We start from the raw sequence: 15408 nt of genomic DNA, 5'->3' as shown, positions 1-15408 counted from the left end.
AAAAACAGCCTCGTACCCCGGGGCTGTTTTTCTTGTGCCCATGGCCTTGTGGTATAATGAACGAAGTTTTAGGTTGGAGAGGAGAAATTTCACTCACATGGGTCAAGAAAAAGCTTCCGTTCAATTTGTGAAAGGCGCGGCGATACTTGGAATTGCCGGTCTTGTCTCCAAGCTTTTAGGCGCTGTATACCGCATCCCATACCAAAACATTGCCGGAGATATCGGCTTGTACGTATATATGCAAGTATACCCGCTGTATACCGCTTTGTTGATTCTAGCGACGGCGGGTTTCCCCATTGCCATTTCCAAGATCGTCTCCGAGCGCGTCGCTGTCGGGGATGCGATCGGGGCACGCAGGGCGTTTCGAGTAGCCAGTATATCGCTGGTCGTTCTCGGGATCTTTTTCTTCTTACTGTTATATGGAGGGGCACCTATTATTGCCAGTATGATGGGTGATGAGCATTTGATTACCCCGCTCCGAGCGGTAGCTTGGTCACTGCCATTGGTACCGATGGCTGCGATCCTGCGCGGCTATTTTCAGGGGCATCAAAACATGATGCCGACTGGCGTCTCTCAGGTTGCTGAGCAGTTCATTCGCGTGATTTTCATTCTGGTTGCTGCATTCTGGGCGATGAACGTGTATCAGGATCCTTACCTGGCTGGTACAGGTGCCGTTTTTGCTGCTTTTCCAGGTGCCATTGCAGCAATTCTCGTCTTGCTTTGGTATTGGAGAGCGGACAAGAAGATGGGGCAGCTGTCCATGGGTCAGGTTCAGCAATCATCCGTGCAACCGTGGACCAATCGTCAAATACTTCGTCATCTCTTGACCTATGCCGTTCCGATTTGTATGGGCGCTCTGGTTCTGCCGCTTGTTCCGCTTGTAGACTCGATGACCGTCGTCAATATGCTGCAATGGAGCGGGACCCCAGAGGACTTGGCCAAGCTTTTGAAGGGTGCATTTGACCGTGGTCAACCACTCATTCAGTTTGGTACGTTTTTTGCCACGTCCTTGTCGCTGGCGTTAGTGCCTGCGATCAGTGAAGCTGTTGCCCAGCGCCAGCATAAATTGATCTCTCATCGTGCCGAAGTGGCGATTCGACTGACCTTCCTGTTGGGATTGCCTGCTTCCTTTGGACTTGCTCTGTTGGCGGAGCCGATTAACGTCATGCTCTACGGAGATAGCAACGGTACCGAGGCCCTCGCTGTACAGTCCTTCACGATTATTTTCGCCACGGTGAGCATTGCTAGCGCGGGAATTTTGCAAGGCTTGGGGCGTGTAATGCGACCTGCCCGCAACCTGTTTATTGGTGTATTGGTGAAGCTCATCCTCAATCTGGCACTCGTCCCGTTCTGGGGTATCTCTGGTGCAGCAGTGTCCACCGTTTTAGCTTATTTGGTTGCCATGGGACTAAACGTTTTAGCGGTAATTAAATACACAGGAGCAAACATTGGATTCCGTCAAACGGTGAAAAAGCCATTTGTGTCTGTCGTGGTGATGTCGATTGTCGTGCTGATTGTGGAGTGGCTCGCTAATACAGTGCTGGCCAGTGCCGGACTTTCCAATCGCTTGTTCTATACGCTGGTAGGCTTGATTGCTGTCGCTTTAGGAGCATTGTTCTATTTGCTGGCGCTTTTGAAAACGGGTGGACTCACGAGAAGTGATATTCAATTTTTGCCAAAAGGAAAGCGAATTGCTTCGCTGTTAACGAAATACAAGCTCCTCCCAGCGGAGAAGGCGAGAATGAACGAAAAGGAGGCGTGACAAGTGGAAATGAAGAATAAGACCATTACTGTAGTCGGTCTTGGTGCCGGAGATTTGGACCAGCTTCCTTATGGCATCTATCGTACGCTCAAAGCTGCCAAACAGCTGTATTTGCGCACGAAAGAGCATCCGGTCGTAGCCGAGTTGATCGCAGAAGGCATCACGATTGAATCCTTTGACGATGTATATGAGCAGCACGATACGTTTTCTGATGTGTACACCGATATTGTGGAGCTGCTTTTTTCACGGGTAAACGAAGCGGGTAGCCTTGTCTATGCCGTACCAGGTCATCCTTTGGTGGCGGAACGTACCGTGCAGTTGTTGTTAGCAGAGGGACCAAACCGTGGCGTAGAAATCGAAATTGGCGGTGGACAGAGCTTTATCGATCCGTTGTTTGCCCGCCTACATATCGATCCGATTGAGGGATTCTCTCTGTTGGATGGGACGGCGCTCGCTGCTCATCAAGTATCACCGGGTCTGCACACGATTATCGCGCAAGTGTACGATGCGTTTGTGGCCTCTGATGTGAAGCTGACCTTGATGGAAGTGCTGCCAGATGATTACGAGGTGACGGTAGCGACAGCCGTAGGGGTAGCGGGACAAGAAATCATTGAGACAGTCCCGTTGTATGAACTGGACAGACTCGATCATTTCGGGAATTTGTCCCTGGTGTATGTACCGCCGACGAAGGACGAGAAGGTGTCGTACCGCCAATTCTCCTACTTGAAGGAGATCGTTGCGATCCTGCGCAGTCCGGATGGATGCCCGTGGGATCGCGAGCAAACACATCAAAGCATCCGCAAAAACTTGATTGAAGAGACGTACGAGGTTTTGGAGACGATTGACGACGATGATCCAGATGCGATGTGTGAGGAGCTGGGGGATTTGTTGATGCAAATCATGCTCCATTCGCAGATGGCAGCCGAAGACGGATATTTTTCGGTAGATGATGTTGTCGCGACGTTGAATGAAAAGCTAGTTCGCCGCCACCCGCACGTATTCGGAGAAAAGAGCGCGAATGATTCCGAGGAAGCGCTGGCGAATTGGCAGGAGATCAAAGCACAGGAAAAAGCAGCAAAAGGCATCGATGTAACGGCTCAATCACAGTTGGCGGGAATACCGCGCGACTTGCCAGCACTGATGTATGCGTACAAGCTGCAAAAGAAAGCAGCCCAAGTCGGCTTTGACTGGGACGATATTGCAGACGTGTTCAAAAAGGTAGAAGAGGAATACCACGAACTACAAGAAGCATCAGAGGAAGAACGAGCTGGCGAGTTGGGTGATTTACTATTTGCGGTAGTCAATCTGGCGCGTTTCCTCGGGCTCGATCCGGAGGAAGCCCTCGCATTGACCAACAACAAGTTCAAGAAGCGCTTTTCCTATATTGAAGGCAAGCTGCAAGAAGCGGGCCGTACCTTTGAGCAGACGGACCTGCAAGAAATGGACAAATGGTGGGAGGAAGCCAAACATGAGACTTGATAAATACTTGAAAGTGTCTCGACTGATCAAGCGACGCACGCTCGCAAAAGAAGTGTGCGACAAACAGCGTGTGGAAATCAACGATCGCCCAGCAAAGGCATCCAGTAATGTGAAAATCGGCGACAAGCTGGCGATCCGTTTCGGACAGAAAATCGTTTCGGTAAAAGTAGAGGATATCAAAGAAAACCCACGCAAAGAAGAAGCGGCTTCGCTGTATACCGTCATCGGCGAAGTTCCCGTTCCGCGTGATGAAAAAGAAGAAGATGCTTACCTCAAAGGGTAATGTGCATACGAACAGAGACTGCCGGGATGGCAGTCTTTTTTTAGGCTTTTTTTAAACGAAGGGATATAATGGGAGTACTTGAGGGTATTTCCGAAGGGATGTGTGCTGTATGCAACAAAACGGGGTTCGAACAGGTTACTTTTTGTCCATTTCGCTTCTGTTATCATCTATCCTATACTTTTTTGCTTCGAACTGGCCGCTTATGGTCAGGGAACAAAAGATCGGCGTCAGTGTGGCAATCCTCGTTCTTTTTTATTTATTATCCTATGGACTGCGTTTTATCAAACGACATTCGTTTTTGAGCAATTGGCTTCTGGTAGCTGGAGGCTTGGCTTTTGGCACCAGTGTGGCATTGTTGGGGCAAATATACAATTCACATGCCGACAGCTATATGCTGTTCGTCGTATGGCTCATACCGAATTTGCTGTTCGCGATTTTCACGCGCTATCAGCCATTCTATGTCATCAGCTATGTCCTCGCTCATTTAGCGATTTATTTCTTTCTCCATCCATCCGTCATTCGTGTAGCGCGTGAAGACGAGTGGTGGTTCATGATTTTTTGGTTGATTGCGTTGGGGAATATGGTCCTGTTCTGGTTAACCTCTACGGGGAAATGGCATTCCAAGCCGATTTACTACCTATCGTTTCTGACGTTTTCCCTCAGTCTTTTCGGTTCATCCTTCACCGAAGTGTATGGTCCGCTCCCTGAGCTTTTATATGTCCTGACGGGCGGGCTTCTGTTTGTCACGTTTTTAAAATGGGTGCCGAGTCGCGGGCTTCTGATTGTGACCGCATCGCTGCTCGCGCTGTTTGTGCTCGCTAATTTCATATCCTATATGGTGCAATATTTCTCAGAAAGCTTCTTTGTTTTCATGCTGCTGCTGACTGTACTCATTGTTTGGGGAGCAGTTGCAGGGATTAATTGGCTGCGCAGGGAATCAGCGCATCAAAAAAGCAAATGGGTTGTGTTTTTTCAAGAGGCATTTACGGTTCTCATCACAACCATTGCCGCATCCATTGGAGCCACTTCGACAGCAGGTCTGCTTTTTCTGATCATTCAAGACGAAGTGGTTATTGATTTACTGTTTTTCCTTTCATTAATTGGCTTTATTGGCCCTGTGGTGTTTATGAGCAGGATGAATACAACGGTACGATATACGCTGCTCACAATGGGGTATCTATTGGGTGTCGGTTCTATTCTCTTTTTAGAAGGAGCTTATTGGATCATTTTCCTGTTGGTACTGTTATACGTGTGGAAAGCTGTCTCAGCCATTCCGGCGCGGCTTTTGACACAGTTGACCTTTTTAGTCGTCCTCGCTACGAAGCTGGATGAGTACCTGCCTTCCTTTGAATATGTGCTCGTAATCATCTTTGCTATGCAGATGGCGATGCATTACGTAAAGCAATTGCCAGTCGTTTTGCAAAACAGCTCGTTGGTGTATGCCTTACTCTCGCTTTTGATCCTGACGGAGAAAAGCTTTCAATCAGGCTCCATGGATGTGGTCGTGAATCTGGCTTTTTTCGCAGTCAGCACGTATTTGTTGTACCGGACATTGCATCAACAAAATAGGGTGAGATTCGGAATCGTACTCGGTTTCTGGTTTGCGTTTCTCCTCATGAAGTACTACGACATGCTATGGAGCTTGCTGCACAAGTCACTGAGCCTGCTTTTGCTCAGCCTGGTGTTTTTCGTCGCTACCTTGTGGTGGGATCGAAGGGCGAAAATCGAGTGGCCAAAAAGCGAACCGTCCCTTTTTGTGAGAAAAGCGCTCGTGTTGCTTCCTGTTATTTTGCTGCAATTTGCTTTGATGGGCTATCAAGTATGGAGCAGTGAGACGATCCTGGCCAATGGAAAAACGGTGAAGCTGGAGCTGGTCCCAATCGATCCGCGTTCGTTGCTGCAAGGAGATTATGTCAGACTTGGCTACACCATATCTGCATTGGACCAGGAACAGGTTGACTCAGGGGATAAGATTCGTGTCGTACTCCGTCAACAAGCAAATGGGCTGCATAGCTACAGTGGCTATTATGAGCTCAATGGTCAATGGAATCGGGCCTATGAGCCTCAGCCATCGGATGTGATTATTAATGGAAGCACAATCGGTGGCAATCGAGTGGAATACGGCATAGAAAGCTATTTTGTCCCAGAAGGAACCGGACTTGAAGTGGAGCGGAATGCCAAATACGCTATTGTGAAAATTGGCGAGAGAGGCGATGCCATTTTGGAGAGCCTGACGAACCAGTAACATTTCAAAAAAAGAAGCTGCCTGTGTCATCGGGCAGCTTCTTTTGTGTGAGGAAGTAAACGTTCTTTGGAATCCATTTGCAACACGATCGAGCGGGTGAGGATGACACCTGCGACCCCCAGCGAAAAGATGAGGAGTGCCATTAGATAGGACGGGAGGACAGCTCCCAAAGTGATTCCGACTGCCCCCATGATCCGCGCTCCGGGCACAACAAGTCCGTTCACAGCCATGTAGGAGCTACGTAAATCATCATTTACAATTTGCGCCAGATAGGTTTGGCGAATGGGAGCGTGAATCAGCTCGCCTATTGTGCTTATAAGCACCGCAGCCAGGATAACGATAAGGGAGTTGCTGTACATAATCAGTGAGTACCCGGCAATATACATCAGTCCACTTATATATAAGGCAGGTGCTTCTTTCAAGCGCTCGATGAGCTTGGTGACGGCAAGAGAGAATAGTACCACGAGCAGCGTATTTTCGAGCTGGATCAGGCTGAATATTTTGATGCCAGTCAGTTCAACAGTAAACCAGTCAAATAAACCAATGCTCCGCGGGGCAAACTCCTGAGCAAGTCTGACAGCGATGTAGTTAGGTGTTTGGAATTCCGGTGCAAAAATGAGCATGCCGCTTAGTGAAAAGAGGATGAAACGACGGTCAGTCATTACCAGCTTGTAGCTTGCAACCATATCTCGTAAGATACCTGTCCTCGATCCGACAGGGGGCATTGGCTTTGGCTGGTACGATTCCTTGATGGAAAAGGCGATGATCACCAGCGTGAGAAAGCTGACAACTGTTAGCACGAGAAGCAGTTCAAAGCGATGGGTAGCAAACAAGAGTCCTCCCACCACAGAACCTAGCGCAATCGATAAGTTGTTGGACCAGTAGTTGATGCCGTACATATACGTCCGGTTTTCTTTCGTACTGACATCGATGAGCATCGCATCTGCGGCAGGGTTAATCATTCCGTTACTCGCATTCTGAACGAGCATCATGGCAAACGTGAGCCAAGCCGAGTCGAGCCACGGGGAGTTCGCTGCCATCATGATGAAGAGAGCGCAGCACTGAATCCATTGTCCGTAGACCATCACTTTTTTTCTGCCCCACCGATCAGCCAGGTAGCCTCCGTAGAAGCCCATCAAGATTTGCGCACATACGGTCAGGACTAACAGGAGCCCCGTTATAGCAGGACCGAGCTTGGCAGAAAAGTAGATGGCCATAAAAGGGAAGATCATATTTCCTACCAGACGTGTCAGAAAGGAAGTCACGATTCGTATGCGAATGTTGGGATGGAGTTGCGAAAAGCTCATGGGGACGACCTCCTTTTTTCCAATTGTAGCTATGAAAAGGAGAAGAAAAAGGGTAAGATTCCTCTATAAATTTCACCTTTTAAGGAATGGGATGCCTTATGAAAAGCAATGAGCACTTTATGCAGATGCTACTCGGGCTATCCGAATGGGAGACGGGGCGCGAACAAAAGATCGGTATACAAGAGTTGTCCCATCTTCTATGCTGTACGCCCCGCAATGTGAAACTGATTTTGCGCAAATGGGAGAGTGAGGGGCTTCTTTTATGGAAGGCAGGGGTAGGTCGGGGCAATCATTCGAGGCTCACGATTCTCTGCGATATCACTGAATTTTTGGCTAGTTACTTTCAGAAGCGACTGATGGACGGAAAAGTTGGGGAAGCAGTGGAGCTTTTGCATCATAAAAATTTGCCTGCGGGTGCGAAGCGGCTTTTGCAGGAAACGTGGGACAGTCAATTCGGATTTGTTGCAATAGAGAACGATAAGAGGAGTCAGGAGATTTTACGTATTCCGCGTGAACGAGCTTTTTCCACCATCGACCCTGCATTCGTAGCAGTAGCGGCGGAGAGTCATTTTATCCAGCAAATCTGCCACACGCTTGTCATTTTCGATTTGGAAACACAAGATTTTAAGCCCCAGCTAGCCTATGCTTGGGAAAGAAATCTGGATATGACTGCTTGGACCTTCTATTTACGAAAAGGAGTCCGATTCCACCATGGTCGTGTACTGACAGGAGAAGATGTAACCTATACCGTTCAGCGACTGATTCAGCTGGATTCGCCGTATCGTTGGCAAGTGGACGATATCGATTGGATCGAACAGCGAAATGACGGAGCTATTACTTTTCATTTGCGGAAGCCAAACGGTTTTTTCTTGCATTTAGTATCCTGCATCGGAATGTCGATCTTGCCGCATGATGTGCTGTTTTCGGAGTCTGCGATTGTGGGGACAGGTCCGTTTCGGATGGTCGAATTTACAGACGATCGGTTGGTATTGGCAGCGTTCGACGACTATTATCGGGAGCGGGCGATTCTGGATCGGGTAGAAATCTGGCGAGTACCGGGATCATGTTCTTCGAAGCAACGGTATCAGCTCTCGCTGGCTGAGGATGAAGCGACGGAAGATGATAGCAAATCTTTGGAGGTTCAAGAGGTAGGCTGTCACTATCTGAACTTCAACTTTCGAAAGCCAGGTATTCAGCACGACTTCGCTTTTCGCCAGGCAATCAAACTACTGATTGACCCCGTACAAATGATTCGAGACCTGAAAAAAGAGACGTTTACGCCTGCCGGAAGCTTTTTGCCGGAAAGAAGCCAACGCATGCACTTTTCCTCCCATACCATAGAGGAGGCGGCTCATTGGCTACAAAAAAGCGCGTATCAGGGCGAGGCTGTCTTGTTGAGTTTTAACGACGCGAAAAAAGTGAGAGAAGAAGCAGAGTGGCTTCAGGAGAGGTGTCAGCGGGTTGGCATTCGACTTGAATTGCAGGGCATTACGAAAGGCCAGTTCTTGTCGTACGATATAGCTCAACATGCCGATATGGCTATGATGGGGGAAGTCCTGCAACGTGATATCGAGCTGGGGCTGATGGAGATATACAAAAACAAATGCTCCTTGGTACATCGTTTTTTAGATGATGACAGGCTGGCGATTGTTGAGGAGCGGATGTCAAAAATTCTTCAGCTACAGGACAGCAAAGAACGTATGCGGGCGTTGGAAAAGATGGAGGACATACTTAGGGATGAGGCGTGGCTGCTTTTCCTGTACCATACGAAGCGATTCGATCACTACCATCCCGCCTTGCAAGGAATTGCGGTCGATTCGTTTGGATGGATCGACTTTTCCAAGCTGTGGGTAAAATCATTCGTTACCAGTCTGTAACCCTTTCCTGCCGAACATTTCCTATCATAGTAGGGAACTTTAGATAAGGAGGCGTTACCGTTGAACAAAAGCGTAAACAAAGGGATCTCAGTGCTGCTAGCCACTGCGGTACTGGCAAGTCCAGTGATGCTCGAGCCAAAAGCGGCTTATGCTCTCTCTATCGAGGATGTTTCTGCAGACAGTACACGTGTGGACGAGGAAACAGAATATACGATTGAGTTTGAAATCAATAAGGACCTATCATCAGGCGACAGTATTTTCGTTAGGTTCCCATCTGACTATTCGGTAGATAAAAAATTGAAAAAATCGGACGTCACGCTAAAAGATGACGATAATGACAAGATTTCGATCGACAGCGTATCCGTAAGCAAAAATGTGGTTGAGGTCGAAGTCGATGAGAAGATCAGAAAAGGCACTGTGCTTACACTAACCATTGATAATATCACCAACCCGGAAGACAAGGGCAGCTACGAGATCGAAGTGAAAACAAGTGCGGAGACCAGCTACAAGGGCGACAAGATTACGATCAGCAAATCTTCGTCTAGCAGCAGTAGCAGTAGTAGCAAGGGTGACTTCGAGGCTTCCCCTAGCAGTAAAAATGCCGAGGACTCCATCTCCTTAACGCTCGGAAAATTTAATCTCAGCTCAAAAAGCAGGCTGAAAGAGGGCAAATACATTTATGTCAATTTCCCCTCCAAGGACATGCTGCCAAAGAGCATCAGCAAATCTGATGTGAAGGTAAACGGGTACAAACCGGATTACGTTTCGATTCTCGACAGCGACTCGATTCGGATTGAGATCCCGAGCGGTGCAGACGGAGATAGCTACATAAAGCTGGAGTTTACCTCTTCCGCGGGAATTGTAAACCCATCGAAACCAGACAAGTACTATTCGTATGAAATCGAATATGACAGCAAAGAATACAAGTCAAAAGATGTAGAGATTACAAACACAAGCAATACGCCATTCACCGTTTCTTTGTCGGATAGTGCAGCGGGAGCGCGTACGAGCTATACATTTGACGTGGATCTTTCCAACAAGCTGGGGTCGAACGCAGAAATCGAGGTCGAATTCCCAAATGGAGTAACCGTTCCACCGGTTCTTACCAGTAACAGCGTCACCGTCAATGGCGCACAAGTGACGAATGTAAGCGTGTTGGGGAATAAGGTTTATTTCCGCACACCCTACGGATTCACTAGTACGAATCGCGCGAGCATCAAGTTTGCATTCGAAGGCTACTTGACCACTCCGAGAACAGCGGGAACCTATACCGTGACGGCCAAGATCGACAACAAGACCTATAAGTCGAAGGAATTTCAAGTTTCCGGAGTGACTCCACCAGTCGCGGTGGATAATACATTGGCAACGGTTGGGCTGACGAGAGCGACTGCCTCTACTCCTGCTGGTATTTCAATCGGCATCAAAGCTATGGGTGCTCCGATTGTTCGTAATCAGGGCTTCATTGAAGTCGTACTCCCAGTTGGCTTCCGTGTTCCAGCTTACTTGCCAGCGAACACAGTAACGGTGAACGGTGTGGCCGCTAGCTTTGTTGGTGTACGCGGACAAAATCTGATTATTATTCCTGCCCAGGATATTCCGGCAAAAACAGTAGCTCAGGTCAATATCGCTGAGACAGCTGGCATTGTGAATCCGGCTACTCCAGGTGTGTACAGCATTGGCGTCTACAACTCCGAGGAGAGAGGTCTGCTCTTCTCCCGTCCGGCGACCATCGTGGCTCTGAATGGTGTGAGCTTTAAGCAGAGCGTCGCTTCCTTTACGAAGGCTGGTAAAACAACCGGACTCGCAGTGGCACCGTATACCGTAAATGGCAACACGCTAATGCCAACTACGTTTTTCCGAGATGCCCTTGGGTTTTCGATCAGCTACACCAAAACAACGGCAAAAGTCGTGAGCGGCAATACGGTCATGCAATTCAAGGTCGGTTCAAACGTAGCGACCATTAATGGCAAGAATGTAACGCTGCCTGCAGCGGTTCAGTTGAAAAACAACGTTCCTACCCTGCCTCTGAAAACTATCACGGAGCGTACCGGTTACAAAATCATCTACGTGAACGGGAACTACACCGTTTACAAGTAAGGATAGTGAGACGAAACCCCGTATTTATACGGGGTTTTCTTTTGTGTATGGACCGTTTTTGTTCTAACAGGACATCCCTCCCCATACGATAGTACAAGAAGGGTACGCGAGGAGGGAGTAATCATGAACGATCACACGAGACGGCCACGTCATGAAGTCGTGATGATTAATCGTCGCAGCTTAGCGATTTCGGGAGTAAAAAACGTCGAAAGCTTTGACAGCGAAGAATTCCTCTTGGAGACGGACGGCGGCTTTTTAACCATACGAGGCCAAAACCTGCATATGAAAAATCTGAGTCTGGAAACCGGAGAAGTAGCGATCGAGGGGCTCGTTCACGAGATGGCCTATTTGGAGCAAGGGCAGGCCGGCGATCGGTCGAGAGGATTCTTCGGCAAGTTATTCAAGTGAACATCGTCATCCAGTTGCAGACGGTATTGGCCATGTCGACGTGTGGTGCACTGATGGGTATGGGATTTGATACGTACTATGTATTTAAGGGCAAGGCCAGACTGCCACTCTGGTTGGTCTTTTTCTTTGACATCCTTTTTTGGGTGGGCAGTATGGGCGTTGTCTTCATAGTTTTGGTGAAAGTGAACGACGGGATCATTCGGTTTCCGATATTTTTTGGAATGATATTTGGCGCGTGGCTATATTTCTTATTAGGTAGTAAGAAGTATATCCTTTTCTTGCACCGCGTGATAAAATTCTGTCAGTGGTTTTACCGTACGGTCGTAAAAATTATAGACATCCTGCTAGTACGTCCTGTCCTCTTTCTTTTCCGCGTGATCATCATGGTGCTGACATTTTTGTATTCCGTGTTGCTCGCGATCCTCGGCTTTTTGTGGAAAGTGACGCGTTTTGTCACCTCTCCTTTTGCCAGATGGGGTCAACATTTGGGGAAAAAAATGTACGGAAAAACAACAGGATTTTGGACCAATTGGAAGAATTGGTTTCACTCAAAGAGAAAGCGGGAGTAGATTCGAGGTGGCGTACTGATGAAGGAATCAAGAACCTCTTCCATTAACCGAAAAGGGCAAAGAAGGAGAATGCGTCTCTTTTTCTTTGTGATCCTGTGCTTTTTCGTCTGGACTAGCTATACCTTGTTTTTGCAGAGTGGCGAGTTGTCCAAGAAGGAGACAGAGCTGGAAGTCTTGAAGCAAGAATCAGCGGTCTTACAGCAAAAGCAAGACGATCTGACCTATGAAGCAAGTCGGTTAAACGATCAGGAGTACTTGGCAGAGCTGGTACGTAAGCGAATTTTGTTTACCAAGCAAGGCGAAAGCATCTATATGATTCCGGATTGAGTATACAGCTGATCTTCAACGAGAGGGAGACATTCCGCGTCGGAGCGTTTGTTCATCTGCCAGGCGATGTGACCGGACTGGTGCATATTAGTGAAATTGCTGACGTCTACGTCCGGGACATCCATCCATTTTTAAAAATAAGTCTTCGTAAGGCAAGCTCAGCCACCCCGCTATCAGCGGGAACAGTCCCTCTTGAAGAAAAGCGTAGAGAAAAAGGGCCGCAGTCGGCCTTTTTTAATTCGGAAAATTATGATTTTTCTTTCTTTGTGGAAAGTGTATTTTGAAAGTAAAAATAGGAAGGTCATTTCAAAGTCTTGACGAATACAGTATCCTAAGCCCGTTTCGCAAAGCGCGAATCACCTGTCAGCCGACGTTATCCGCCATAACGTCGGTTTTTTTTGTCCATTTGCGTTACTGAATTTGTCGCACGATTCCGTGAATATTCATTGGATTTTTGACAAATTTTACAATGCCCCCTCCGTATAATGGAGAAACACATTGACCAAGAACGGGGTGGAGCGAAATGATTGCGAACAAAAACGTAACACAAGCCGGACATGCTTGGACGCGGCAAGTGTCCGATCGAATGGGTACCACTGCCCAGACGTGGGGAGAAAAAGTAGCAGATATCATAGAGAAGTGGAATGTTCTCCCCATCCTTATGGGCTTCTTATTAGGACGAGCTCTGATCGTGGAGGAGCTAACTCCCTTTGCTATACCGTATTTCATTGTCATGTTTTATATTCGTCGAGATTGTTTGCTTGTCACGGGGATGGCTCTTATTATCGGTGCTTTTACCCAGTCAGTGCCAGTTGGACTGGAAACCTCCTTGAGCGTGATACTTGCTTTCTTTGCCTGCAAACTGATGAATAAAATGCGTAAGAAAGATTTTTCACGGACGCCTTTGCTGGTTGTTGGGACGATTTTCATCAGCCGTCTGTTGTATGCGGTGCTGACCAATCAAGTAACGACTTACGAGCTCGTGATGGTAGCAGTAGAAGCGATCCTTGGTTTTGTGCTGACGCTCATATTCATTCAGTCCTTATCGATCATTCATTTAGCGAAGCCTTATGAGCCTCTCAAAAATGAAGAGATCGTTTCGTTAGTCATTTTACTGGCTTCCCTGATGACGGGTACTGTGGATTGGATGGTCGAAGGCATTTCGATGGAGCATGTACTTTCACGCTATTTGCTGCTCGTGTTTGCTTTTGTCGGTGGTGGCACGATCGGTGCGGCTGTTGGCGTGGTCACAGGTCTCATCCTCAGTCTGGCTAATGTGAGTGCTCTTTTACAAATCAATCTGCTTGCTTTTTCCGGTCTTTTGGCAGGCTTGCTGAAGGAAGGCGGCAAAGTGGGCGTATCTGCAGGCTTATTAATCGGTACGGCTATTCTCGCGATTTACGGTGGAGCAGAAGAGACACTCTACTTCTCCTTGATCGAAACCTCCTTGGCCATTGTGCTCTTCGTTCTAACCCCTGCTGCTATTTGGAAAAAAGTAGCCAGATTTATACCCGGGACCCCTGAGAATCTACAATCCCATCAAGAATACATGCGCCGAGTCCGCGATGTGACGGCGGGCAAAATCCAGCAATTCTCCGACTTGTTTACGCAACTTTCCCATAGCTTTGCCCAGACAGCCGATCCTGAAGAAATAGAAGAACAGGCTGATGCCTTTCTCAGCCGTGTATCTGAATTCACCTGCCAAAAATGCTGGAAAAAAGAACAATGCTGGGAAAAAGATACACAATCGACCTATGAGGGCATGCGATTTTTAAGGGAAAAAGTGTACGAGCACGGTACATTGGCTGGGGTTACTCCGCCCCGTGATTGGGAGCGTAAGTGTGTAAAAACAGAGAAGGTCATGACTGTAATGGAGCAGGAATACGATCGCCAGCAATCGTTTGACCAACTGAAAAAACAGATAAAGGAAAGCCGAATGCTCGTAGCTGACCAGCTATCTGGAGTCTCTCGGGTCATGAGTGATTTTGCCCGGGAAATACAGCGAGAGGGAATGGAGCTGAGCTTTCAGGAAAAGCAGGTCTCACAAGCATTGGAGGGCTTGGGTCTGTCGGTACGCCGCGTAGAAATACACAGCTTGGAAGAAGGGAAGGTCGATATCGAAATCAGTCAGCCGACTTGCTATGGCCGCGATGAATGCGCGAAGATCGTGGCCCCCATGCTCACGGAGATACTGGGAGAAAACATTGTGGTTCGCGAGCGGCATTGTGAAGCACAAAAAGACGGTTCATGCACGATGTGCCTTGCTTCCGCCAAAACATATGAGATCGATATCGGGATTGCGGGTGCAGCCAAAGACGGCAAGCTACTATCTGGTGACAGCTTCCGCACGATGGATTTGGGGAATGGAAAAATGGCACTGGCGATCAGCGATGGAATGGGAAATGGCGAGCGGGCATCCATAGAGAGTCAATCCGCCCTTGATATGCTCCAGCAGCTTCTTCGTTCTGGCATGGACGAAAAAATTTCGATCAAAACCGTTAATTCCGTGCTCGCCCTGCGCTCCAAGGAGGAAATGTTCGCGACGGTGGACTTGGCTCTGATCGATTTGCAAACCGCTCATACCCGTTTTGTAAAAATCGGCTCCACCCCGAGCTTTGTCAAAAGAAATAAAGATGTTATCACGATTACCGCCAACAACCTGCCAGTTGGGATTTTGGAAGAAATCGAGGTGGATGTCGTATCTCGTATGCTCAAGCCAGGTGATTTGCTCGTCATGATGTCCGACGGTATCTATGAAGCGCCGCGCCATATTGAAAACAGGCAAGCGTGGATGAAGCGAATCATTAGCGAACTGGAGACGAATGATCCACAGGAGGTCGCTGATTTACTATTGGAAAAAGTCATTCGCCAGCATTCCGGACAAATTGTTGATGATATGACCGTGTTGGTGGCGCGAATTGACCGCTTTGTACCACAGTGGGCTGCCATCGCTGTACATGGCATGGAGAAGCTAGAGCGTCCTCGGATTGTGAGTTAGGAGTATGTTTTCTCTATTACCCGTCGATACTGTTGCTAAAAATATCCTGCGAAGTG

The 15408-nt window shown here is 48.0% G+C and carries 11 protein-coding genes and 1 pseudogene; 11 read left to right on the top strand and 1 reads right to left on the bottom strand.

Going from position 1 to position 15408, the window contains the following annotated elements:
• Window positions 1-97: 97 nt before the first annotated feature.
• From HP401_RS15775 to HP401_RS15760, 4 genes are all read left to right on the top strand, one after another.
• The gene (locus HP401_RS15775) at window positions 98-1762 is read left to right on the top strand and encodes a putative polysaccharide biosynthesis protein (protein WP_173605671.1); all 1665 of its coding nucleotides are present in this window, start codon (window positions 98-100) and stop codon (window positions 1760-1762) included.
• A gap of 9 nt (window positions 1763-1771) precedes the next feature.
• On the top strand, window positions 1772-3241 hold the full coding sequence (gene yabN, locus HP401_RS15770; RefSeq protein WP_173605721.1) for a bifunctional methyltransferase/pyrophosphohydrolase YabN: 1470 nt from the start codon (window positions 1772-1774) through the stop codon (window positions 3239-3241).
• A complete protein-coding gene (locus HP401_RS15765; RefSeq protein ID WP_012683879.1) occupies window positions 3231-3524 on the top strand; it encodes an RNA-binding S4 domain-containing protein in 294 nt (97 codons plus the stop codon). The genes yabN and HP401_RS15765 overlap by 11 nt, the downstream gene beginning before the upstream one ends.
• A gap of 109 nt (window positions 3525-3633) precedes the next feature.
• Window positions 3634-5769 (top strand): GDYXXLXY domain-containing protein, encoded by a 2136-nt coding sequence (locus HP401_RS15760; RefSeq protein WP_173605670.1) that lies wholly within the window; start codon window positions 3634-3636, stop codon window positions 5767-5769.
• A gap of 26 nt (window positions 5770-5795) precedes the next feature.
• Here the strand turns inward: HP401_RS15760 and HP401_RS15755 are convergent, their stop codons facing one another.
• On the bottom strand, window positions 5796-7076 hold the full coding sequence (locus tag HP401_RS15755; RefSeq protein ID WP_173605669.1) for an MDR family MFS transporter: 1281 nt from the start codon (window positions 7074-7076) through the stop codon (window positions 5796-5798).
• Window positions 7077-7174: 98 nt separating this feature from the next.
• On the opposite strand from HP401_RS15755, the gene HP401_RS15750 reads away from it, so the two are divergent.
• The 7 genes and pseudogenes from HP401_RS15750 to spoIIE all read left to right on the top strand — a co-directional run bounded on the left by HP401_RS15750 (window position 7175) and on the right by spoIIE (window position 15352).
• The gene (locus HP401_RS15750) at window positions 7175-8953 is read left to right on the top strand and encodes an SgrR family transcriptional regulator (protein ID WP_173605668.1); all 1779 of its coding nucleotides are present in this window, start codon (window positions 7175-7177) and stop codon (window positions 8951-8953) included.
• 60 nt (window positions 8954-9013) lie between these two features.
• Window positions 9014-11050, top strand: coding sequence for a copper amine oxidase N-terminal domain-containing protein (locus HP401_RS15745; RefSeq protein WP_173605667.1), 2037 nt, complete (start codon window positions 9014-9016; stop codon window positions 11048-11050).
• Window positions 11051-11173: 123 nt separating this feature from the next.
• A complete protein-coding gene (yabP, locus tag HP401_RS15740) occupies window positions 11174-11458 on the top strand; it encodes a sporulation protein YabP (RefSeq protein ID WP_007726414.1) in 285 nt (94 codons plus the stop codon).
• Window positions 11455-12027 (top strand): spore cortex biosynthesis protein YabQ, encoded by a 573-nt coding sequence (gene yabQ / locus HP401_RS15735; RefSeq protein ID WP_173605666.1) that lies wholly within the window; start codon window positions 11455-11457, stop codon window positions 12025-12027. The genes yabP and yabQ overlap by 4 nt, the downstream gene beginning before the upstream one ends.
• Window positions 12028-12045: 18 nt before the next feature.
• On the top strand, window positions 12046-12354 hold the full coding sequence (locus tag HP401_RS15730; RefSeq protein ID WP_064202221.1) for an FtsB family cell division protein: 309 nt from the start codon (window positions 12046-12048) through the stop codon (window positions 12352-12354).
• A pseudogene (locus HP401_RS29910) lies at window positions 12351-12492 on the top strand (S1 RNA-binding domain-containing protein); the annotation flags it as partial. The gene HP401_RS15730 and the pseudogene HP401_RS29910, both read left to right, overlap by 4 nt.
• Before the next feature lie 385 nt (window positions 12493-12877).
• Window positions 12878-15352, top strand: coding sequence for a stage II sporulation protein E (gene spoIIE / locus HP401_RS15720; protein ID WP_173605664.1), 2475 nt, complete (start codon window positions 12878-12880; stop codon window positions 15350-15352).
• The last annotated feature ends 56 nt before the right edge of the window (window positions 15353-15408 follow it).

This window comes from Brevibacillus sp. HB2.2 (assembly GCF_013284275.1).
GTDB lineage: Bacteria > Bacillota > Bacilli > Brevibacillales > Brevibacillaceae > Brevibacillus > Brevibacillus brevis_D.
The sequence above is the reverse complement of the archived record's forward strand: the minus strand, read 5'-3'. Positions and strand labels throughout refer to the sequence as shown.